Below are 21,807 nucleotides of genomic sequence, written 5' to 3' on the forward strand. Positions count from 1 at the left end.
ATACCGTGGCGGTATGCCCACGCAAGCCCGGGAACGTCTCGTCCACGCCGCCGAGGAACTCTTCTACCGCGAAGGCATTCGCGCGGTCGGCGTCGAGCGGCTGCTGGCCGTCTCCGGGGTCGGCCGGGCCTCGTTCTACCGGCACTTCTCCAGCAAGGACGACCTCGTGGTGACCATGCTCCGCGGCTACGACCGGCGTTGGCGCCAGTGGCTCGACGAGGAGGTCACCGCGCGTGGCCGAGCCCCGCTGACCGTGTTCGACGCGCTCGCCGAAAGTTTCGGCCAGGACTCCTTCCGCGGCTGCGCGTCGATCAACGCCATGGTCGAGCTCGCGGATCCGGACAGCCAGGCGTTCCAGGTCGCCGCGGAACACAAGCGGTCGCTGATCGAGTATCTGGACGGCCTGCTCGCCGATGCCGGATACCGCGACCACGCCGTGCTAGCCGATCAGTTCGTCCTGCTGATCGACGGCGCGATCATCACCGCGCTGCGCGAGCGCACGGCCGAACCCGCCTTGCGCGCCAAGGCGATCGCCGCCGCGCTGCTCGGGTCGTAAGTGTTTGGACCGGTTGGAACCGGTCTGTCCACTCACGACCCCAGCGAGATCACCACTTCGAACGACGACCCCTCGGTCAGCACGAGCGGTTTCGGGAAAGTGATCAGGATCCGGGTGCCGGTCACCCCGGGCGCGGTGGTGAACGGGGGTGCCGCGGCGCCGGCGAGCGCGACCTCGCGGGGTGCGCCGGGGACCTCCAGCGCGAGCGTGCTCAGGCGCAGTTTCCCGTACCGCACTTCGATTCCGCTCGTCTGCCGCGGGCCGGTCCGGGTCTGCCGGTACAGCCCCCACCCCTCGGCCGCGGTGAACGCGCCGCGGAAGTCCTCCGGGGTCACCCGCGGCGCGAACCCGAGATGCCCGCGCGGGCCGTGGTGCTCGTAGCCGCACGCCGCGAGGTAGGCGCCGATGCTCATCATCGCCCGCACGTAGTGGTCGCTGCACTCGATCTCGTTGTACGGATTGCGTTTCGTCGCCGAGTACCGGTCGTTCACCGCCTTGATCACGGCCATCGCCTCGGTGACCATTCCGGTGGCGAACAGGTGCGCGGCGAGCTGGTACTCCTGCCCGGTCCACACCTCGTTGAAGTAGCCGACCGGGCCGTCCTTCCCGGTTTCGGTGGAGCCGCCGTACGGCCAGGTGCACATCAGCGTGCCCGGCTCGCCCGGTGTGGCGTACACCCGCCCGACCGGGATGCCCGGCGGCCGGTGAGCGGCCGGATCGGGCAGGAAGTTGTTGCGGAATATGTTGTTCAGCGCGGTCTTCGCCTTGCCCTCGGGGAAGATCCGGGGGAGGCCGAGCTGGTCGGCGTAGGTCTGGCCGTACATCTGGTCGATGTAGCAGCCGCGGTTGGAGTTGACCGCGGTCGGATGCGCGGGATCGACGTGCTGGACGAAGTAGCCGTAGCGCTCGTCCCACAACGCGTCCGCCAGCTGGGCCGAACCCCGGTCGGCCAGCCCCGCGTACCGTTCGGCCGCACCGGCGTCGCCCATTTCCCGGGCCATCGCGGCGCCCGCCCGCAGCGCTGCCACGTACAGCCCGCTGATCCACGGGATCTCGCCGAACCACTGGGCGTCCAGGGTGTTCCACTGGCTGCCTTCCAGGATCCCGTCCGCGTCCCCGTCCGCGCGGACCACCCAGTCCAGCGCGAGCCGGACCTTCGGCCACACCCGGCGCAGGAACGCGTCGTCCGGCGACATCTGGTGTTCCCGGTAAACGCGCAGGATCGTGCCGCACTGCCCGTCGGCGAACCAGCCGTCGGTGCTCTCCCCGCGGTTCTTGATCTCCCCGGTGGGCAGCAGCGCCAGGCCGAGGTCGACCCGTTCCCGGGTGTCGCGTTCCAGCTCCGGGAACAGGCGGGCCAGGGCCTGCGCGTAGTTCCACACGTGGCCGCAGGTGCCGACGCAGCAGTACAGCCCTTCCCACGCGTAGAACCGGCCGTTGTCGAAGCGGTAGCAGGTGTTCGTGGCGAGCGTGGACGCGGGAGCGAACGTGCGCTCCAGGAACCAGTGCGGCAGCGAGGAATCCTCGTACCAGGTCCGCACCCAGGACCGGGTGCGCGATTCCAGCCGCTCGCGTTCCTTCGCCAGGTGTTCGACCACCGCACGCGCGGAACCGAACCGGGCCGCGTAGTGGTGCCGCAGCGACGGGCCGTCGTCGAGCCAGGCGAACAGCAACGGCTCGGGAGTGGGGAAGTGCCAGCCGAACACGAACCGCACGGTCCGCTCCCGGCCCGGACCGAGCGTGAACGGCACCGCCACCTCTGCACTGTCCACACCGGACAGTCGTACCTCGGCCGCGTCGTCCAGCGCCGCGAGCGAGAACGTGCCGAAGTCGGGGGAGGACGCCAGCGGTTTGCGGCGCACCGGACGGTCGCTGAAGACGATCCGGTCCACGTTGATGTGCCCCCACGGCACGCTCGAGGCGTCGACGAACTCCAGCCGCGCGGTCTTCCCGAGCCACGGACCCACGTCGAGCGAGATCCCGGTCAGCGGCTCCATCTCCTTGCCCAGGAAACTCGCCACCACCGCCCCGTCGACGAGCACGTTGACGCAGGTCTTGCCCGCCTCCGCGCCGCCGCCCACCCACGCGGTGACGTACTTGCGCTCGATGGTGAACTCGCGGCTGGTCATGGTGCCCTGGTAGGCGTCGAAGTTCCCGCCGAGGCGGAAGTTGTGCGAGGTGACGAACCAGGTGCCGGACACGTTCAGATCGGTGATCTCGCCGACCGGGCGCCGGAAGAACTCGGGTGTGTCGCCGGGCCGCACCGGCCCCTCGCCGAACGCGTTCCCGGTGGTGGTCCAGCCCTCGTAGGTGCCCTTTTCCCAGTCCTCGAACAGGATGTCCGGCGAGTCGGTGAACACGATGGCGTCCACGTTGACGTGTCCCCAGCCGCCGGTGGCCCGGTCCACGATCTCGAGGTGCGCGGTGCGGCCGAGGTAGGCGCGCACGTCCAGCATCCGGGAGAAGAACGGTTCGCTGTTCGATCCGGTCGCGCTGGCCACCACCACGCCGTCCACGACGACGTTCAGGCAGGCCCGGCCGGGCTGATCGCCACCGCCGACCGAGGCCGCCACGAACTTCCGCTCGATGGTGAACTCGCGGCTGGTCATCGTGCCCTGCGCGGTGTCGTTGCGGCCGGACCGGAAGTCGTACGAGGTGACGAACCGCGTGCCGGACACGTTCAGGTCGCCGAAGCGGCGCAGTTGCGGGGGCAGGTCGGCCGCCCGCACCGGGCCGTCGCCGAACGCGTCACCGGTGACCGTCCAGCCCGTGTACCCGTTCTCCCAGTCCTCGAACACGATGTCGTTGCCGGGCAAGGTGTCCTCGGCCGCGCTGAACTGCACGCCGCGCAGCCCCCGCCCGGCGTACCGCTCGGCCGTCAGTTTCGTCGGCTGCTGGCGGCGGGTCGGCAGGCACACCGGGTTGTCCGAGAGGCCGGTCAGTTCCACCCGGACCGGGGCGCGGGTGACGTTGCGGACCGTGTAGGCCAGCACGGTCGCGGGCAACGTCGAATCCGGCACGGACAGCGGGACGAACGGGGAGAACGCCTCGCAGACCACCTCGACCGGGCTGTCCGGCGCGCGGTACGTCGTGGTGCCGATCGGGTACCGGCCGACGAACCGCGCCTCGGGGAAGCCCTGCGCGTCGAGCGTGCGGGTGCGCGTCTGCCCGCCGGTGGCCGTGCGGAGCGTGAACCCCTGGCGGAACGGCGAAGAGGCGGAAAGCGGCCGCGCGTAGTTCAGGCCCTCCCAGGTCGCCCCGCCGAGCGGGAAACTGGCCGGGTTGAGGATGTCCCACGCCCAGAGCTTGCCGTCCCCGGCCAGGTAGACCAGGCCGCAGCAGCCGCCGCCGACCGGCATGCCGATCCGCTGCAGCGCGGCGCCGGAGTATTCGGTCGGTTCGCCCCGGGCGAGCAGTTCGCGCACCACCTCGGGGGTGAGGTTCTTGTCGCGGGGCACGGCCACCAGCCGGTCGGGATCCAGCCCGAGCGAAGCGGCGGCCCGCGCCGGGACGGCCATCAGGCCGAGCCCGGCCACACCGAGGGTGAGGAACGTCCGGCGCGACGGGCCGATCGAGACCGGTCCGCAGGCGCCGTCGGGACAGCATTCGGACATAGCCGAGCCTCCACGCTGAGGCCCGCCGGCAGGGGGCGAGTCGAGTAATCGATTACTCAAGACGCTAGCGACCGGTTCTTCCCGCGTCTAGCGGCCAAATGGTGCTGCCGCTGCTACCGGCCACTCCACTTCGGACAGATCGGCGAGCACGAGATCCGCCGCGGTCAGCGCGGAACGCGGCATGGTCGTGGTCACCGCCACGCACCAGGCGCCCGCGCGTTTCGCCGCCGCGATCCCGGCCGGGGCGTCCTCGAACACCACGGTGTGCTCCGGTTCGACGCCGAGTGCCGCGCATCCGGCGAGGTAGCCCTCCGGATCCGGTTTGCCCCGCGTCACGTCGTCGGCGGTGAGCACCACCGCGAACCGGGCGAGCACGCCGAGCGCGCTCAGTTCGGCGTGCGCGTAGTCGCGCGTTCCCGAGGTCACCACGCCGATCGGGACGCCCTCGCCGTGCAGCCGCTCGATCAGTTCGACCGCCCCGCGCACCGGCCGGGCGGCGGGCACGTCCGGCCGCCGCGAGTACGCCACGGCCTCGGCGAACAACTCGTCGACGCTCCGGCCGGGGAACAGTGCGAGGTGTCCGGCGAGCACCTCCTTGCCCGGCCGTCCGCGGAATTCCGGCAGGAACCGCTCGGCTTCGGCCACTCCGTGCGCGCGGAACAGGCGGGCCCACGCCGCCTGGCTGCGGGATTCGAGTCTCGATGATCACGGTCGGCTCGACCACCATCGCGCCCGGATCGGTTGCGACGGGTGTATTCGTGGAGCCATGGCAGTTCAGGTTTCCGCGCTGGCCCGGTTGACGGACGAGGCCGCCCGGTTCTTCCGCGCTCCGTACTTCTCGGTCCTCACCACGATCGGCAAGGACGGCCAACCGCATTCGAGCATGATCTGGGTCAAGCGGGACGGCGACGATCTGCTGATGGTCACGGTGCGCGATCGGCAGAAGTGGCGGGATCTGGTCCGGGACCCGCGGGCGACCCTGCTGGCGCACGATCCGGAGAACCCCTACCACTACGTCGAGGTACGCGGCACGGTCACGTTGACCGAGGAGGGCGGCCGCGAGCTGATGGACGAACTGTGCCGCGCCTACACCGGTGAGCCGTGGGAAGCGGACCCCGGCCAGGTGCGGGTCGTCGTGCGGCTGACGCCGGCGAAGATCGTGGTGGCCAAGGTCCCCGGGTAGCCGCCGGGTAGTCTGCTGGCCGTTGTCCGAGGTCGCGATGGGGGAGTAGTGCGGGGTCGCTGGATCGCCTGGGTGGTGCTCGGGCTGGTGGCGGCCGGGTTCGCCGCGCGCGGGGTGTTCTCCTTCGCGCACGGCTGGCCCGAGGGCGGCGACACCGCCGTCTACCAGGCGGGCGCGGCGACCCTGCTGCACGGCGATCCGCTCTACGACGCCGATGTCCTGGCCGCGGAACCGGACTACGCGAAACTCCCGTTCACCTACGCGCCCTTCGCGGCGGTGCTGTTCGTTCCGCTGGTTCTCTTTCCGCCGCAGGTGGCCTGGGGACTGCTGAACGCCCTTTCGGTGGTGTCGCTGGGTTTGGTCGCCTGGCTGGTCCTGCGCAGGGTGCCCCGGCGGCCCGCGTGGCTGTCCCCGGTCTGGGGCGGGGTCGCGGTCGCCTTGCTGATGCTGGTGACCAAACCGGTCTGGGTCACGCTCGAGTACGGGCAGATCAACGCGGTGCTGATGGCCATGGTCGTGGTCGACGTGCTGGTCGTGTGCGGGCGCTCCGGACGCTGGGGCGGCGTGCTGATCGGGGTCGCGGCGGCGACCAAGCTGACCCCGCTGATCTTCGTGGTGCACCTGGCGCTGACCGGCCGGAAAGCGGACGCCGCGCGGGCCGCCGGAACGTTCGCCGGGCTGCAGGGCCTGATGCTGCTCATCGCACCGCACGACACTTCGCGATTCTGGACGCACACGGTTTTCGATTCGTCCCGCATCGGCCCGACCCAGTGGTCGTGGAACCAGTCGCTGGGCAGCGTCGTGCGGCGGTTGTCCGAGATGGCGTCCTGGTCGCAGCCGGTCGCCTACGCGATCGCCGCGGTGCTCGCGGTCGGCGCGGTCGTCCTGGTGCGCCGCTACCACCGCGCGGGCCTGCCGGTGCACGCGTTGCTGGTGACCGCGTTCCTCGCCCTGCTGGTGAGCCCGGTGTCGTGGATCCACCACTGGGTCTGGATCGTGCCGCTGGTCGCCCTGCTCGCCGCGGCAGCCTGCACCGGTAGCCGGGCGGCCTGGCTCCTGTTGCCGGTCACGGTGTTCGTCTTCGCCCAACGCCCGCTGCATTCGATGAACCCCGGCCAGAACGGCGAACCGGCCCTGAACGCATGGACCTTCCTGCTCAGCAACGCCTACGTCTTCTTCCCGGTCGTCCTGGGCGCGATCCTGCTGCTCAACCGCGAGACCCGTGCCGCACCCCGGGAGGCGCTCCATGCCGCGTGACCCGTTGATCCAGCGTTTCCGCGGCCGCGACGGCACCGAGCTGGCCTTCCGCGAACTGGGGGAGGGGCGGCCGCTGGTGCTGATCCACGGCTACTTCTCGACCGCGATGGTCACCTGGGTCGGCTACGGCCACGCCGAGGAACTCGTGGCGCGGGGTTACCGGCTCATCCTGCCGGATCTGCGCGGGCACGGGGACAGCGCCAAACCGCACGATGCCGCCGCGTACCCGCCCGATGTGCTCGCCGACGACGGGTTCGCCCTGATCGAGCACCTCGGGCTGACCGATTACGACCTCGGCGGCTATTCGCTGGGCGCGCGGACGACCCTGCGGATGCTGGCCCGCGGTGCTCGCCCGGGACAGGCGATCCTCGGCGGACTGGGCCTGGACGGGGTCGTGCACGCCACGGGCCGCCGCGGCGGCGACTGGTTCCGGCACCTGCTCACCAACCTCGGCACGTTCGAGCCCGGATCTATGCAGGCACGGGCGGAGGAGTTCCTGCACGCGGTCGGCGGTGATCCGGTGGCCCTGCTGCACGTGCTCGGCACGTCCGTCGACACCCCGCGCGAGGCGCTCGGGAGCCTCGGGATGCCGATCCTGGTCGCGACCGGCGAGGAGGACGACTACCACCACACCGCCGGTGCGCTGGCCGCCGCCTTGCCCGCGGGACGGCATGTCGTGCTGCCCGGTGACCACACGACCGCGGTCACCACGCCGGAGTTCGGGGCAGCGCTTGCCGAGTTCCTAGCGGGCCGGGGCGAGGACACCGGTGAGTTCGGCCAGCCGCCGGTAGGAATCGAGTAGTTCCGCGCGGTCGAACGTGCTGGTGGTGACCAGGAACTCGTCGGCGCCGGTGCGGGCGGTCAGCGCGTGCAGCGCGTCGGCCACCTCGTCCGCAGTGCCGTGAATGTGGCCGAGCATCGCCTCGTCGAAGAACTTCCGCTCGCGCTCGGTCATGGTCAGCGAGTCGATCTCGTCGGCCGAGCTGAGCGGCGGGAACACGCCATGCGTGCGGGAGTAGGCGCTCGACCAGGCTTCGGGCATCAGCAGCCGCCGCGCCCGCTCGCTCGTCCCGGCGACCGCGATGGTCGAGGACACCACCACGTACGGCGCCGGTGACCAGACCGACGGGCGGAACTGCGCGCGGTATGCCTCGATCGCGCGCAGCATCGCGTCCTCGCCGCGGTACGCGCCGATCACCAGCGGCAGCCCGGCCTCGGCGGCGAACCGGGCGCTGGATCCGGTCGCGAGGACGAACGGCGACACCCGCAGCCCTTCGGACGGTCGGGCGTGGACGCGCTGGTCGCCGGTGAAGTAGCCGAGCAGTTCGGCCAGTTGCTCGCCGAAGTGCTCGGCGTCGTCCTTGCCGTGGCCGAGCGCGCGGCGGACCCCGCCGGTGAACCCGACCGAACGGCCCAGGCCCATGTCGATCCGACCCGGGTGCAGCGATTCGAGCACGCCGAACTGCTCGGCCACCACGAGCGGCTGGTGGTTGGGCAGCATCACCCCGCCGGTGCCGACGCGGATGCGCGAGGTCGCCGCGGCGACGGCCGCCGCGAGAACCGTCGGCGCCGAACCGGCGACCCCGGGCACGCCGTGGTGCTCGGACACCCAGAACCGGTGGTAGCCCAGCGCTTCGGCCTGCCGCGCGAACGCGACGGTCTCCCGCAGCGCTTCGGCGTGGCGCTGCCCCTGCCGGGTGCGGGACCGGTCGAGCACGGAAAATCGGGTGGTCACACCATGGTCAACGCCCGCGAGCGCGGGTGATTCCCTAGCTGCGCTTGACGCCCCGGGTGATCAGCGAGGCGACGTAGCTGGCCAGTTCGGTGACCGTCCACGGGAACTGCTGGATGACCAGCATCCGGGCGCAGGATTCGGCGACCCCGGCGAACAACTCGGTCAGCACCGGCGACTTGCGGTCGATGTCGTCGACCTCGAGGGTTTCCAGGTACAGCACGACCAGTTCGCGCAACCGGCCGATCAGCTGTTCCCGCGCGGCCCGCACGCGTTCGGCCACCACGGTGTCGGAGCCGTGCTGCGAGTCGAAGACGATCCGCCACGCGTCGGTCGCCTGGGTGGCCGCGGCCAGGAACGCGGACAGGCCGGAGGCGATCACCGCCTCGAGGTTCTCGAACGAGGGGTTCTTCGGCAGCGCCTCCAGGATCGCGTCCATCAACCGCTGCTCCTCGCGGTCCAGCAGCGCCAGGAGCAGCTTGTCCTTGCTCGGGAAGCACTCGTACACCACCGGTTTCGTCACCCCGGCGGCTTCCGCGACCGCCTGCATCGACGTGCCCCGGTACCCGCGTTCCAGGAACACCAGCAGGGCGGCGTCGAGCACCAGTGGCCGCCGTTTCTCGGGGCCGAGATGCGCCGCCCGCGGTTTCCGGGACACCGTCACCCGGGGCGGGGTGATCCGGACCACTTTACGATTCGCCACTTGACGATGCTACATCAAAGTAGGAAATTCCTACGTGTCGGTAGGAAAGTTTCGGCGCGTGCCGATGGAGGCAGTCATGACCGAGGACCTCGCCGCGGCGTTCGCGGACGTCGACCTGACCACGCTCGACGCCGCCGACCTGGCGCGGCTGATCGGCCAGGTCCCCGACGAGTTGCTCCGCGCGGCCACCCGGGGCGAACTGCGCGAGCGCATTCTCGACGAGGTGATCCGCCGCATCCCCGGCTACGTCGACGCGGAGGCCGCCGCCGGGGTCACCGCCACGGTCGCCTGGGAGATCCTCGGCGAGGACGGCGACCCGGACCGGTTCCTCCTGGAGATCACCGACGGGACCGCGCGCGCCGGACGCGAACTCACCGGCACCCCCGCGGTCACCCTGCGCCTGGCGACGGCCGATTTCCTCACCCTGGCCACCGGCAACGCCGATCCGTCGACGATGGTGCTCTCCGGCGCGCTCACGCTCGACGGCGACGCCTCGCTCGCCCTCGATCTGGTGCGGTTCCTGCGGATTCCGTCCGGGGACGGGGTGGTGCCGGTCGGCGATCCGGGTCAGGTCGACGTGGGCGCGATCGCCCGCCTGGTCCGCGACACCCCGGACCGCGAACTCGCGAAGCGGCTGCGCGGACCGGTGCGGCAGCTCCTGCTCGACGAGATCTTCCGGCGCATGCCCGGTTACCTCGACGAAAACCGGGCGTCCGGGGTGGACGCGCTGATCGTCTGGCAGATCACCGGCCGCCCGGACGGCGGCTACGACGAGTACCGCACCCAGGTCGTGGACGGGAAGTGCACGGTCGGCGCCGAGCTACCCGGTACGCCGAAGGTGTCGATCCGCACCGACCCGATCCAGTTCTGCAAACTGGTCACCGGCAACGCGAACCCGGTGACCGCCTTCCTCACCCGCAAACTCTCGGTGCGCGGTGACCTGATGTTCGCCAGCCAACTGCCCACCCTGTTCGCCGTCCCCCGCGGCTAACACCCGCGAACCACACGTTCCCGCACGCGAGTTACACGTCCAGGACCACGAGTTACACGTTCGCGCACCCGAATTGCACGTTCGGGACCACGAGTTACACGTTCTCGTACGCGCGAGACCATCCGGTGCGGTGTCGACTGGGTTCCGGAATGGGGAACTCGGGCGAAGCCCGCACACTGGAAACCGCAATGTGTAGTTCGCGTGCCTGAGTGTGTAGTTCGGTTGCCGGAATGTGCGACTCGCGGGCCCAGGGGGCTTACCAGTGGGCGCGCAGGTAGTCGGCGAAGCGTTCGTCCACTTCCTCGCCGGTGAGCCCGAAATCGGCCAGTTCGTAGCGGTGCGCGGGTCGCCGCCCGCCGGACCGGCTCTCCTCGTGCATCGCGCGCATCGCCGATCGCGCGTCTTCGGTCAGCGGCAGGCCGAAGTACGCGTAGATCGCCTCGACCGTGCCGATCGGATCGGCCACGAAATCGTCGTAGTGCACGTCGTAGAACCGCGCCGCATCGTGTTTCGCGCGGTCGGCCCGGAACCGGTCGAGCCCGCGCGCCCACAGGTCGAGCTGCGCGCGGCCGACGACTTCGCCGCGGAACGTCTCGGACCAGCCCGCGGTGGCCTGCTCGTTGAGGCTGCACACCGAAGCCAGGGCGGTCCGCGGCGCGCGGTGGGTCTGGATGACCAGCGCGTCCGGGTAGGCGTCGAACAGGGCGTTCAACGCGAACAGGTGGCTGGGGTTCTTGAGCACCCACCGCCGGTCGGCGTCCGGCAGGCCGATCAGCTGCAGGTTGCGCCGGTGCCGGTGGTATGCCTCCGTCCAATCACGACCGTCCAACCAGGACGAATAGCTTGGCACGCTGGCCAGGCATTCGTACGAGATGGACATGATCGACTGGCGCAGCAGCTGCCAGCACTCCTCGACCTGATCCGCCGAGATGTAGTGCAGGCCCATGAACTCGGGGTGTTCGACGTGGTGCTTCCGGTAGCCCTCTTCGAGCTTCTGGAAAACCGGGTTGTCCGCCCAGGTTTCCCGCGGCGGCCGGGGCTGGGGCATTTCGGTGAGCCACATCTCCAGTCCCTGGTGCGCCGGATCCGCGGTGAGCAACCGGTGCAGCGCGGTCGTACCGGTGCGCGGCAGGCCGGTGACGAAGATCGGCCGTTCGATCCGGACGTCCGCGTGCCCGGGGTGCTGCTTCCAGGCCGCCTCGCTGAGCAGCCGGGCCACCAGCGCGCCGCGCAGGAACGCCCGATTCACCTTGTTGCCCCACGGGGTCAGCCGGGCTTCGCGGGCGTAGGAGTCCAGCAGCACCGCGAGCCCCTCGCGGTAGTCGTCGGTGCCGAAGTCGTCCAGCCCGGTGATCTTCGTGGCCGAGGCGTGCAGATCCTCGACCGTGCCGACGCTCGCGCGTCCTGGTGTGCTCATCCCGAAGTTCCTTAGCTCAGTGGTGGAATTCGCCGCCGTTGACGTCGAGGCACTGCCCGGTGATCGCGCGGGCCATCCCGGACGCCAGGAACACCACGGCGTCGGCGATCTCGTCCGGCTCGGGCAGCTTGCGCAGGTCCAGGGTCGCCGCGGTCTCGTCGTAGACCTGCCGCGGGTCCACGCCGCGTTCCTTGGCGAGATAGGCGAAGTACCACTTCAGCGAATCGGCCCAGATGTAACCGGGCGCGACGGAGTTGACCCGCACACCCCGCGGGCCGAGTTCGGTGGCCAGGCTCTGCGCGAGGGCGAGCAGGCTCGCCTTGGCCATCTTGTACGCGCCGAACGTCCGCCGCGAATGCCGCAGCACCGCCGAATTGATCATCACCACCGAGCCCTTCGACTCGGCGAGCGCGGGCGTGAACAGCCGGGTCAGCCGCAGCGCGGCGAGCACGTTGGTTTCGAAACCCGCCCGGACGTCGGCCAGGTCCACGTCGGCGAGATCGGTGATCGGCGGGATCGCGAACGCGTTGTTGACCAGCGTGTCGACCCGGCCGAACGCCGCCAGCGCCCGCTCGGTGAGCCGGGTGGCGGCGCCTTCGTCGGTGATGTCGGTCGGCACGGTCACCGCCCGCCGCCCGGCCGCGGTGACCTCGGCGGCCACTTCGGCGAGCCGGGATTCGGTGCGCGCGGCGAGCACGACATCGGCGCCCGCGTGCGCGGCGCGCACGGCGATCGACCGGCCGAGCCCCGGGCCGACCCCGGACACCACGACGACTTTCCCTTGCAGCAGCACGGCTTCAGCCCAGCATCCGGGCCGCGACCGCGGCCTGCCGGGTGGCGATCCGCTCGGCCCATTCCGCGGGCGTCACCCGGGCCTGCTCGTAGTACGGCAGCCGGTCGGGGAGTTCGTCCACGCCGACGATCTCCACTTCCGGGCCGTCCTCGGGTTTGAGGTCCCGGGACAGCCGTTGCCAGCGGATCTGCAGGTACCCGCGACGGTGGCCGGTGCGCTCCAGCCAGTTGGCCAGGCCGGGATCGCGTTCGCTGACCACGAACCGGATCTTGCCGTCCGGGTCGATCCGCGACTGGTCGGCGGTGAGGCTGGTCTGGTGGTTGATGTAGTCGAGCGAGAGGTACCACATGCTGCCGAGCTGGAAGCCCTGGTAGGGCGCGTCCGAGGCGGGCACGGTGATCACCAGCGCCTGGTCGTCGTCGAGGTCGTAGTGGCCGACCGAGGAGAACTGGGTGGTGAGCCCGCCCGGTGTGGAGCGCGGTTCGGTCATCGTGTTCACCGGCAGCTTGAGGTAGAACCACTCCGGGAAGGCGAGAAACGTCTTGAGCCTGCTGAGCAGGATCTTCCCGGCCACGCCGTAGCGTTTGGCGAGCGCGTCCGGGGCGGGCGTCGGCGGGGCCGCGCCGATCGTGTCCGCGCGGTGGATGCGGATCATGCCGCGGCGTTCGGCGGTCCAGTCGCTGTACACCTCGCGCACGACGAGCATCGCCGAACCCGGGCCGAGGGTGAAGTAGTTCCGCCCCGGATTCGCCTTCTTCGGGCCGAACCGCAGTTCGAACGTGCCGTCCTCGGCGATCTCGATCTCGCGGTCGTCGAACGCGGTCAGGCTGTCCGGCACGTCGACCGGGGAGTAGTCCCCGTTCAGCACCTGGAAACTGAGATCGGTGGTGGTGCCGCGCCGGCCGGTCACCACGTATTCCGCGTCCTCGCGCAGGTACGCGTGGAAGTACAGGGTGTCCGGGTTGTCCAGGCCCATCTTGGTGTACGGCCCGGTGGACTGGACGAAGTAGGGGAAGTCGCGTTCGTACGCCCAGGCCATCTGGAGGGAGGCCCGGATGCTGCCCGCGAGGTAGTCGTATCCCTCGCGCAGGTCCTGCTCGCTCTGCACGTGCGGGGCGCCGGTGATGACCTGCTCGGCCTCGACGACCGCGTCCGCGAATGGCTGGGTGATCACCGGCGGCTCCTTAACGGTACAAATATGGACCAACGGGGTACAATCCGTGCTGACCGAGAGTAGAACTCGTTCTAAGGATTGGTCAATGCCGCCTGCCCGCCGATCGCCGCCGACCCAGCGGGTGATCCAGGTGCTCGACTTCCTGGTCGCCCGGCAGGGCGAACGCTTCGGCCTGTCCGAGCTCGCACGGGAGCTGGACCTGGCCAAACCCACCTGCCTGGGCATCCTCACCGAACTGACCGACGCCGGGTACCTGTCCTGCGATCCGCGGACCAAGGCCTACCGGCTGGGGCCCGCGCTGATGGCCGCCGGGCGCGCCGCCCAGGACGACTTCGCCGCGGGCGAGATCGCGCGGCGGGTGCTCGGCGAGCTGAGCGCGCGGTACCGGACCACGTGCACCGCGTCCGCGGTGGTCGGCGACCAGATCGTGATCCTGGAACGCGCCGGGTCCAGGGCGGTCAAGATCGGCCAGCGGTACCCGTTCGCGCCGCCGGTCGGGCTGATGTACGTGTTGTGGGGCCCCGATACCGCGCTCGAGCGCTGGCTGGACCGGCCGCCGACGCTGCCGGTGCGGCTGGACCGGGCGCGCCTGCGCCGCGTCGTCGCGGAATGCCGCGAGCGGGGTTACCTGGTGGAGAGCCTGACCCCCGCCGGGCTGCGCCTGCATTCGCTGATGGCCGGGGTGGCCGCGTACGACCTGCCCGACGAGGTCCGGGAGTTGGTCGGCGAGATGGTGTCCAGCCTGGGGGAACGGGTCTACCTCGACGCCGATCTTTCCGCCCGCCGCAAGCATCCGGTGAACCTGATCGCCGCGCCGACCTTCGCCCCGGACGGCGCCCAGCACCTGGTGCTCACGTTGTCGGTGGGCGAGGCGATCACCGGGGCGGAGATCGCGCGCCGGGGCGCGGCACTGGTCGAGGCCGCCGATCGGATCACCGCGGAATCCGGTGGCCGGAAGGCTTCCTAGCCGTCTGCCCAGCGGTTCGCGGTGAGGCGGAAACTCGGCAGGTCGTCGAGGGAGAGCGTGGCCTCGTAGGTCCGCCGGTAGCCGGTGCGCGCGATCCGCCAGGCGCCGTCGGCACCGCGGCGGTAGGCGTCCTCGTAGAACGCGGCGCCGCGCAGCACGAGCCGGTGCTCGGGGACGATCACGGTGTCGTCCAGCGCCCAGATCCCGGTGGCCTGGTCGCCGTCCACCTCGAGTTCCGGGTGGTGGCAGTGGTGCACGGTGATCACCCCGGGGCCCAGCGAGTTCCGCATGAAGCCGACGATCTCGGCGCGCCCGGAGAACGTCAGCCGTTCGCCGCCGTAGCAGGCGGTCGCGTCCTCGGTCAGCGTCTCGGCGAACGGCTCCCAATCCTTCAGATCCAGCGTGCGGAGGTAGCGGTACTTCAGGCGGCGGAGATCTTCGAACGTGGCCAGGTCCATGCGGTCAAGCCTGCGCCGCGGGTTGACCAAGCGCAAGAACTTGTTCTACTTTCGCTGGCATCCGAAGGGCGGGTTCATCGTGACCACGACATACGAACTGACCCATCTGCGGGCCCTGGAAGCCGAGGCCGTGCACATCTTCCGCGAGGTCGCCGCGACGTTCGAGCGGCCGGTCCTGCTGTTCTCCGGCGGCAAGGATTCGGTGGTGATGCTGCACCTGGCCGCCAAGGCGTTCTGGCCCGCACCGCTGCCGTTCGGCGTGCTGCACGTCGACACCGGGCACAACTTCGACGAGGTGCTCGCGTTCCGCGACGAAACCGTGCGGCGCCTGGGCGTGCGCCTGCTGGTGAGCAGCGTGCAGGACGACATCGACGCGGGCCGGGTGACCGAGGAGACGGGACCGCGCGCGAGCCGCAACCGGTTGCAGACCACAACGTTACTTCGGACAATCAGCGAGCACCGGTTCGACGCGGTGTTCGGCGGTGCGCGCCGGGACGAGGAGAAAGCGCGCGCGAAGGAGCGGGTGTTCAGCTTCCGCGACGAGTTCGGCCAGTGGGATCCGCGCGCGCAGCGGCCGGAACTGTGGAAGCTGTACAACGGGCGGCACCGCAAGGGCGAGCACATCCGCGTGTTCCCGCTGTCGAACTGGACCGAACTCGACATCTGGCAGTACATTGTGGACGAACGCATTGAGCTGCCGTCGATCTACTACGCCCACCGCCGCCAGGTCTTCCAGCGCGACGGCATGCTGCTCGCGCACACCCGGTTCACGACCCTGCTGCCCGGCGAGGAGCCGTTCGAGGCCCAGGTCCGGTTCCGGACCGTCGGCGACGCGACCTGCACCGGCTGCGTCGAATCCGTGGCCACCACACCGGAAGCGGTGGCCGCCGAGGTCGCGGCCACCCGGGTCACCGAGCGTGGCGCGACCCGCGCGGACGACCGGATCTCCGAGGCGGGTATGGAGGATCGGAAGAGAGAGGGGTACTTCTAGTGACCCAGTTGCTCCGGCTCGCCACCGCGGGAAGCGTCGACGACGGCAAGTCCACGCTCATCGGCAGGCTGCTCTTCGACTCCAAAACCCTTTTCTCCGACCAGCTCGCCGCGATCGAGCGGACCAGCCGCGAGCGCGGCGCCGAGTACCCCGACCTCGCCCTGCTCACCGACGGGCTGCGCGCCGAGCGCGAGCAGGGCATCACGATCGACGTTGCCCACCGGTACTTCGCCACGCCCCGGCGGAAGTTCATCATCGCGGACACCCCGGGCCACATCCAGTACACCCGCAACATGGTCACCGGGGCGTCCACAGCGGACCTCGCGCTGATCCTGGTCGACGCGCGCAAGGGCGTGCTGGAGCAGTCCCGGCGGCACGCGTTCCTGGCCAGCCTGCTCGGCATCCCGCACATGGTGCTGTGCGTCAACAAGATGGACCTGGTGGACTGGTCGGCCGAGCGGTTCGAGGAGATCCGCGAGGACTTCCGGCGCTTCGCCATGAAACTGGACGTGCACGATCTGAGCTTCGTCCCGGTTTCCGCGCTGCACGGCGACAACATCGTGCACCGCGGCACGAGCATGCCGTGGTACGAGGGCCCGCCGCTGCTGCACCAGCTCGAGGAGGTGCACGTCGCCTCCGACCGCAACCTGATCGACGCGCGGTTCCCGGTCCAGTACGTGATCCGGCCGCGCGACGACTACCGCGGCTACGCGGGCACCGTCGCGGGCGGGGTGTTCAAACCCGGGGACGAAGTCGTCGTGCTGCCGTCCGGTTTCACCACCACCGTGCGGGCGATCTGGGGCCCCGGCGGGGTCCGGATCGACGAGGCGTTCCCGCCCCAGGCGGTCACCCTCCAGCTCACCGACGATCTGGACGTCGGCCGCGGTGATCTGATCTGCCGCCCGAACAACCGGCCGCACCTCGGGCAGGACCTGGACGCGATGGTCTGCTGGTTCACCGAGACCGCCCAGCTCACCGAGGGCGCGAAGTACACGATCCGCCACACCACCCGGGCCGCACCCGCGCGGATCCAGACGGTGGACTACCGGCTGGACGTGAACACCCTGCACCGGGACGAATCGGCGAACGCGTTGGCGCTCAACGAGATCGGCCGGATCCGGCTGCGCACCCAGCAGACGTTGCCGTTCGATCCCTATCGCCGCAACCGGGACACCGGCAGTTTCATCCTGGTCGACGACGTCACCAACAACACCGTCGCCGCGGGCATGATCACCGGCCCCTCGGCCAACGTCGTCTGGCACGCGGCCGCGGTGGGCCGGGAGGAGCGCGCCTCGCGCGGGCTGACCATCTGGCTCACCGGGCTCTCCGCCTCGGGCAAGTCCACGGTCGCGGTGGAACTCGAGCGCCGGTTGGTGGCCGCCGGGCGGCCCGCCTACCTGCTCGACGGGGACAACCTCCGGCACGGCCTCAACGCCGATCTCGGGTTCAGCGCCGCGGACCGCGCGGAGAACGTGCGCCGGGTCGGCGAGGTGGCGCGGCTGTTCGCCGACGCCGGGGTGGTCGCGGTGGTGTCGCTGATCAGCCCGTACCGCGCGGACCGCGACCGGGTCCGCGCGGCGCACGAGCGGGCCGGACTGTCCTTTGTGGAGGTATTTGTCGACACGCCGATAGAGCTGTGCGAGCAGCGCGATCCGAAGGGGATGTACGCGAAGGCGCGGGCGGGCGAGATCACCGGGTTCACCGGCGTCGACGACCCCTACGAGGCTCCGGAGCGGCCGGATCTGGTGCTGCGCCCGGAAAACGGTGACCCGGCCGCGATGGCCGAAGCGGTGCTCGCCCGGCTCACACGGTGACGGGCAACTCGACCAGGGCCCGCATCCGGAACGACGGCCGCCACCGCAGGTCGGCTTCCGGCACGGCGAGCGCGAGTGCCGGGAACCGCCGCAGCAGCACGTCGAAGGCGGTGGTCAACTCGATCCGGGCCAGCGGCGCGCCGAGGCAGTAGTGCGGGCCGTGCCCGAACGCGAGATGCGGGTTCTCGGTGCGCGCCGGATCGAAGCGTTCCGGGTCGGTGAAGCGCGCGGGATCGCGGTTCGCGGAGGCGAGGCCGAGCATCACCGTGTGCCCGGCGGGGATCGTGACCCCGCCGATCTCCAGTTCGGCCCGGGCGAACCGGCGAATCGAGACCACCGGCGGCACGGTGTAGCGCAGCATCTCCTCGACCGCGGTCGCCAGCCCGGCGGGATCGTCGCGCAGGGCTCGCGCGGTTTCCGGTTCGCGCAGCAGGAGCAGGGTGCCGTGGCCGATCACGTGCGTGACGTTCTCGATGCCCGCCCACAGCACCAGGAACGCCAGCGAGATCAGCTCGTCTTCGCTGAGCCGGTCTGCCTCGTCGCGCGCCGTGATCCACGCGGAGAGCAGGTCGTCACCGGGTTCGGCCCGCCGGGACTCGATCAGGCGCAGCAGCAGGTGGTGGATCTCGCGGACCGATTCGGCCACCTGGCCCCGATGGGCGGGGGTGAGCAGCGAGCTCGTCCACTCGGCGAACGAGCGGCGATCGGCGTCGGGAATCCCGAGCAGCTCGCCGACCACGGACAAGGGCAGCGGCAAGGCGAACTCGGCGATCAGGTCGGCGTTTCCTCGTTCGGCGATGGCGTCGGCGAGTTCGTCGGCGATGGTGTGCACGCGCTCGCGCAGGGCTTCGGCGCGGCGGGCGGAGAACGGCGCCGCGGCCAGCTTCCGCAGGCGGATGTGGTCCGCGCCGTCCCGGTTGAGCAGGTTCGCGTCGAGCGCCGGGGGCAGGCTGAACCCGGTGTAGCCGTCCCCCGCGTGCGCCTTGCCCAGGGCCAGGCGGGGATCGGCGAGCGCGGCGCGGACGTCGGCTTCCCGGGTGACGAGCCAGATCGGGTAGCCGTCCGGCGTCTGGATCCGGTGGACCGGACCTTCCTCGCGCAGCCGTGCGAAGGTGGGATCCGGATTCGCGAAATGCTGGTGGTCGAACGGGGTGGCCGGGGACTCGATGGTCATGGGACCACCGTATCCCCGGCCGTACCGCCTAGAGCACGACGAGCCCGAACACCTCCGAGGACGCCGCCGCGTAGATGCTGGTTCCGGGGTAATAGACGCGCAGGCTGAGCTGCGCGGACACGCTGAAGCTCAGGTTGAGCGAGTAGTTGCCGTTGGGGCGGCACGAGGTATCGGCGATGTTCACCCACACACCCGCCTGGAGCTTCTGCACGAGAAGGAGCTCGAGGCCGTCGCTCCCGGAGCGGGCGGGCGCATCGATCTCCAAGCTGCCCTTGAGCTTCACCTTCTCCCCGACCTTGACCTGATTCTTGTCGAGCTTGGCGTGGACCTTCACATTGGTCTTGTCGACGGCTGATTCGGTCGCCGAGGCGGCCGGGGCGAGACCGATCATGGCGCAGCACACCGCGAGTGCGACGAGCACTCGGCGGGTTCGGGAAATGGCTGGTTGAGTCATCCTCGAAGTTCAGCACGGTGCGTGCCCGGCGGCGCCGCGGTTGCCCCTAACGGCTACTGTGGACCATGCCCGTGGGTGACACCCGGTCGTGCCGATATCGTTTGCGCACCTCGAAAACGGCCAAGATCACGGCCAGGGTGATCGCGCTGAGCCAGAACTGTGACCTGCTCGCGGGCAGGATCGCCATGGCCGCCAGGACCGCGGCCAGGGCAATGATGGTGGCGTAACTCAATCCGGGGAATAGCCACATCTTCAGGGTGATCTCGCCCGGCTCCTCCCGTTCGATCCGCCGCCGCAGCCGGACCTGCGCGACCGCGATCGCGAGGTACACGAACAGCGCGACCGCGCCGTAGGAGTTCACCAGGAAGCCGAAGACGAGATCGGGCGAGACGTATGCGGCGACCACCGACCCGAACCCGGCGACCGTTCCGGCCAGGATCGCGCGGCGCGGCACCCCTTTGCCGGACAGCCTGGTGAACGCGCGTGGCGCGTCGCCGGTGCGGGTGAGCGCGAACAGCATGCGCGACGAGGTGTAGAGGGCGGAGTTGAGGCAGGACAGCACCGCGGTGAGCACGATCGCGTTCATGATCGTGCCGACCGCCGGGATGCCGAGCACCGCCAGCACCGCGGCGTACGGGCTGACCGCGATCGCCTCCGAGTTCCACGGTTCGATCGCGACCACGAGGAACACCGAGCCGACGTAGAAAGCGACCACGCGCAGGATGATCGACCGCATCGCCCGCGCGACCGCCTGCCGGGGTTCGGCGGATTCGGCCGCGGCGATCGTCACGATCTCGGCCCCGGTGTAGAAGCCGATGCACGGCACGACCGCGGCGAGCACCGCGCCGATACCGAGCGGGGCGAATCCGCCGTGGTCCACCAGGTTGCCCAGGCCGCCGCGGGCGCCCGGCCAGACGCCGAACAGGTAGAGGACGCCGACGGCGAGGAACACCACGATCGCGACGACCTTGATCGAGGAGAACCAGTACTCGAACTCGCCGTAGGACCGCGCGGAGACCAGGTTGGTCGCGGTGAGCAGCAGGAGCAGGCCGAGGCTGAGCACCCACAACGGCACGCCCGGCAGCCACAGCCGCAGGATGCGTCCCCCGGCGACCGCTTCGACGGCGACCACGATGACGAAGAAGTACCAGTACATCCAGCCGACCGCGAAGCCCGCGCGATCGCCGAGGGCCTCGCGGGCGTAGGCGTAGAACGAGCCGAGTGCCGGGCGGGCGACGGTCATCTCCGCGAGCATCCGCATGATCAGCACGGTCAGGATCCCGGCGATCAGGAACGAGACCACCGCGGCCGGGCCGGTCGAGGAGATCACCACACCGCTGCCGACGAAAAGCCCGGCGCCGATGACCCCGCCGAGCGCGATCAGGTTCATGTGCCGTTTCGCCAGTCCCGGCCGCAGCCCGCCGGTCTCCGGGGCAGCGCTCACCTGATCTCCTTCGCGACGGTGTCATTCCCCGCCACTATGAGGCGGTGCCACGATCCGGGCCAGCGCGCCCAGATCGCGGAACGGCCCCACCGCCGCGCTTGGCGCCCACCAGGGACGTAGTCCGGTCAGCGCTTGCCGCGGCTGACCCCGCTGAGCAGGGCCGCGGCGGGGCCGACCAGGCGGCGTCCGGCGGGCCAGACCGCGCGGAGCACGCGGCCCAGGTCGAGCCCGTCCACGGGGACCTGCACCAGCGTGTGGTCGGCGAGATCCCCGGCGACGGCCAGTTCGCTGATCACGGCCGGGCCCGCGCCGGTGATCACCGCGTTGCGCACGGCGGCCGCCGAGCCGAGTTCGAGCAGCGGATCGGCGGTTTCGGCGCCCGCGTCGCGCAGGGCGGCGTCCACGGTTTCCCGGGTTCCCGAGCCCGGTTCGCGCACCACCAGCGGGGTCGCCGCGAGTTCGGCCACGGTCAGCGGGCGCCGTCGCCGTGCCCAGGGATGGTGGGCGGGCACGACGACGACCAGGTGATCGGTGGCCACCCGGCGGCTGGCCAACCCGGCCAGGGGACCGGGGGATTCGACGAAACCGAGGTCGACCTCGCCGGCGCGGACCAGCTCGGCCACCCGATCCGAGTTGGTGACCTGGAGCCCGACGTAGAGCTCGGGGTGGACGCGTTTGAGCTCGCCGATCCAGCCGGGCACCAGGTGCTCGGCCAGCGTCATGCTCGCGGCGATGCGCAACTCGGCCTCGCGGTGCGCGCGCAGCGCCTCGGCGCCGGTGAGCAGCCCGTCCAGTTCGGCGAGCACGCGATGGGCCCAACCGGCCACCGCGCGCCCGTCCGGGGTGAGGGCGGAGCCCCGGCGTGTGCGGTCCACCAGCACCAGCCCGAGCCTGCGCTCCACAGTGGACAGACGCTTGCTGGCGGAGGGCTGCGCGATGCCGAGTTCGGCCGCGGCCTGGCCGATGCTGCCCAGTTCGCCGACGAGGACGAGCAGGCGCAGCGATTCGAGATCGGGCGGAGTCATAGCCCTAGGGTATGACCTGGCAACGTACTGGTGGCTACCGAACGGCGCCGAATTTCGCGA

20 protein-coding genes are annotated in these 21,807 nt (G+C 70.5%); 8 read left to right on the forward strand and 12 right to left on the reverse strand.

Annotated elements, in window-relative coordinates:
- The first annotated feature begins 13 nt into the window (after positions 1-13).
- A complete protein-coding gene (locus FXO23_RS35450; RefSeq protein ID WP_158890466.1) occupies positions 14-556 on the forward strand; it encodes a TetR/AcrR family transcriptional regulator in 543 nt (180 codons plus the stop codon).
- A gap of 32 nt (positions 557-588) precedes the next feature.
- Here FXO23_RS35450 and FXO23_RS35455 read toward each other — a convergent pair whose 3' ends face one another.
- Positions 589-4,170, reverse strand: a complete 3,582-nt coding sequence (locus FXO23_RS35455) for a GH116 family glycosyl hydrolase (protein ID WP_158890468.1) — start codon at positions 4,168-4,170, stop codon at positions 589-591.
- 87 nt (positions 4,171-4,257) lie between these two features.
- Positions 4,258-4,815, reverse strand: coding sequence for an HAD family hydrolase (locus tag FXO23_RS35460; protein ID WP_246258220.1), 558 nt, complete (start codon positions 4,813-4,815; stop codon positions 4,258-4,260).
- Between the two features lie 121 nt (positions 4,816-4,936).
- On the opposite strand from FXO23_RS35460, the gene FXO23_RS35465 reads away from it, so the two are divergent.
- From FXO23_RS35465 to FXO23_RS35475, 3 genes are read left to right on the forward strand one after another with little or no spacing between them, the layout of a single operon-like run.
- Positions 4,937-5,353 carry a PPOX class F420-dependent oxidoreductase gene (locus FXO23_RS35465; protein WP_158890470.1) on the forward strand — a complete coding sequence of 139 codons (417 nt, stop codon included), beginning with the start codon at positions 4,937-4,939 and terminating at the stop codon, positions 5,351-5,353.
- A gap of 48 nt (positions 5,354-5,401) precedes the next feature.
- Positions 5,402-6,610 (forward strand): glycosyltransferase 87 family protein, encoded by a 1,209-nt coding sequence (locus FXO23_RS35470; protein ID WP_158890472.1) that lies wholly within the window; start codon positions 5,402-5,404, stop codon positions 6,608-6,610.
- Positions 6,600-7,412 carry an alpha/beta fold hydrolase gene (locus FXO23_RS35475; protein WP_158890474.1) on the forward strand — a complete coding sequence of 271 codons (813 nt, stop codon included), beginning with the start codon at positions 6,600-6,602 and terminating at the stop codon, positions 7,410-7,412. The genes FXO23_RS35470 and FXO23_RS35475 overlap by 11 nt, the downstream gene beginning before the upstream one ends.
- On the opposite strand, the gene FXO23_RS35480 is transcribed toward FXO23_RS35475, so the two are convergent.
- Both FXO23_RS35480 and FXO23_RS35485 read right to left on the reverse strand, forming a co-directional pair.
- On the reverse strand, positions 7,353-8,345 hold the full coding sequence (locus FXO23_RS35480) for an LLM class flavin-dependent oxidoreductase (protein WP_158890476.1): 993 nt from the start codon (positions 8,343-8,345) through the stop codon (positions 7,353-7,355). The two genes, FXO23_RS35475 and FXO23_RS35480, sit on opposite strands and share 60 nt — an antisense overlap.
- A gap of 34 nt (positions 8,346-8,379) precedes the next feature.
- Positions 8,380-9,045 (reverse strand): TetR/AcrR family transcriptional regulator, encoded by a 666-nt coding sequence (locus tag FXO23_RS35485; protein WP_158890478.1) that lies wholly within the window; start codon positions 9,043-9,045, stop codon positions 8,380-8,382.
- A 76-nt stretch (positions 9,046-9,121) separates the two neighbouring features.
- Here FXO23_RS35485 and FXO23_RS35490 point away from each other — a divergent pair, with 76 nt between their 5' ends.
- Positions 9,122-10,036 carry an SCP2 sterol-binding domain-containing protein gene (locus tag FXO23_RS35490; protein ID WP_158890480.1) on the forward strand — a complete coding sequence of 305 codons (915 nt, stop codon included), beginning with the start codon at positions 9,122-9,124 and terminating at the stop codon, positions 10,034-10,036.
- Positions 10,037-10,292: 256 nt separating this feature from the next.
- Here FXO23_RS35490 and FXO23_RS35495 read toward each other — a convergent pair whose 3' ends face one another.
- From FXO23_RS35495 to FXO23_RS35505, 3 genes are read right to left on the reverse strand one after another with little or no spacing between them, the layout of a single operon-like run.
- A complete protein-coding gene (locus FXO23_RS35495) occupies positions 10,293-11,453 on the reverse strand; it encodes a sulfotransferase family protein (protein WP_158890482.1) in 1,161 nt (386 codons plus the stop codon).
- A 16-nt stretch (positions 11,454-11,469) separates the two neighbouring features.
- Complete coding sequence (locus FXO23_RS35500; protein WP_158890484.1) at positions 11,470-12,246, reverse strand: SDR family oxidoreductase; 777 nt, start codon at positions 12,244-12,246, stop codon at positions 11,470-11,472.
- A gap of 4 nt (positions 12,247-12,250) precedes the next feature.
- Positions 12,251-13,420: a hypothetical protein gene (locus FXO23_RS35505; protein WP_158890486.1), complete on the reverse strand. Its 1,170-nt coding sequence runs from the start codon at positions 13,418-13,420 to the stop codon at positions 12,251-12,253.
- Between the two features lie 85 nt (positions 13,421-13,505).
- On the opposite strand from FXO23_RS35505, the gene FXO23_RS35510 reads away from it, so the two are divergent.
- Positions 13,506-14,387, forward strand: coding sequence for an IclR family transcriptional regulator (locus tag FXO23_RS35510; protein WP_158890488.1), 882 nt, complete (start codon positions 13,506-13,508; stop codon positions 14,385-14,387).
- On the opposite strand, the gene FXO23_RS35515 is transcribed toward FXO23_RS35510, so the two are convergent.
- The gene (locus FXO23_RS35515; protein WP_158890490.1) at positions 14,384-14,845 is read right to left on the reverse strand and encodes a nuclear transport factor 2 family protein; all 462 of its coding nucleotides are present in this window, start codon (positions 14,843-14,845) and stop codon (positions 14,384-14,386) included. The genes FXO23_RS35510 and FXO23_RS35515 overlap by 4 nt on opposite strands.
- A gap of 76 nt (positions 14,846-14,921) precedes the next feature.
- On the opposite strand from FXO23_RS35515, the gene cysD reads away from it, so the two are divergent.
- Positions 14,922-15,836, forward strand: coding sequence for a sulfate adenylyltransferase subunit CysD (cysD, locus tag FXO23_RS35520; protein WP_246258226.1), 915 nt, complete (start codon positions 14,922-14,924; stop codon positions 15,834-15,836).
- Positions 15,836-17,650, forward strand: coding sequence for an adenylyl-sulfate kinase (gene cysC, locus FXO23_RS35525; RefSeq protein ID WP_158890493.1), 1,815 nt, complete (start codon positions 15,836-15,838; stop codon positions 17,648-17,650). Before cysD ends, cysC begins: the two co-directional genes overlap by 1 nt.
- Here the strand turns inward: cysC and FXO23_RS35530 are convergent.
- The 4 genes from FXO23_RS35530 to FXO23_RS35545 all read right to left on the reverse strand — a co-directional run bounded on the left by FXO23_RS35530 (position 17,640) and on the right by FXO23_RS35545 (position 21,747).
- Positions 17,640-18,824 carry a cytochrome P450 family protein gene (locus tag FXO23_RS35530; protein ID WP_158890496.1) on the reverse strand — a complete coding sequence of 395 codons (1,185 nt, stop codon included), beginning with the start codon at positions 18,822-18,824 and terminating at the stop codon, positions 17,640-17,642. The two genes, cysC and FXO23_RS35530, sit on opposite strands and share 11 nt — an antisense overlap.
- Before the next feature lie 28 nt (positions 18,825-18,852).
- Complete coding sequence (locus FXO23_RS35535; protein ID WP_246258221.1) at positions 18,853-19,215, reverse strand: hypothetical protein; 363 nt, start codon at positions 19,213-19,215, stop codon at positions 18,853-18,855.
- A gap of 109 nt (positions 19,216-19,324) precedes the next feature.
- Positions 19,325-20,668, reverse strand: a complete 1,344-nt coding sequence (locus FXO23_RS35540) for an amino acid permease (protein ID WP_158890580.1) — start codon at positions 20,666-20,668, stop codon at positions 19,325-19,327.
- A 179-nt stretch (positions 20,669-20,847) separates the two neighbouring features.
- Positions 20,848-21,747: a LysR family transcriptional regulator gene (locus FXO23_RS35545; RefSeq protein ID WP_158890500.1), complete on the reverse strand. Its 900-nt coding sequence runs from the start codon at positions 21,745-21,747 to the stop codon at positions 20,848-20,850.
- Positions 21,748-21,807: the final 60 nt, after the last annotated feature.

Origin of the sequence: Amycolatopsis anabasis, assembly GCF_009765355.1 — a bacterium.
Classification (GTDB): domain Bacteria; phylum Actinomycetota; class Actinomycetes; order Mycobacteriales; family Pseudonocardiaceae; genus Amycolatopsis; species Amycolatopsis anabasis.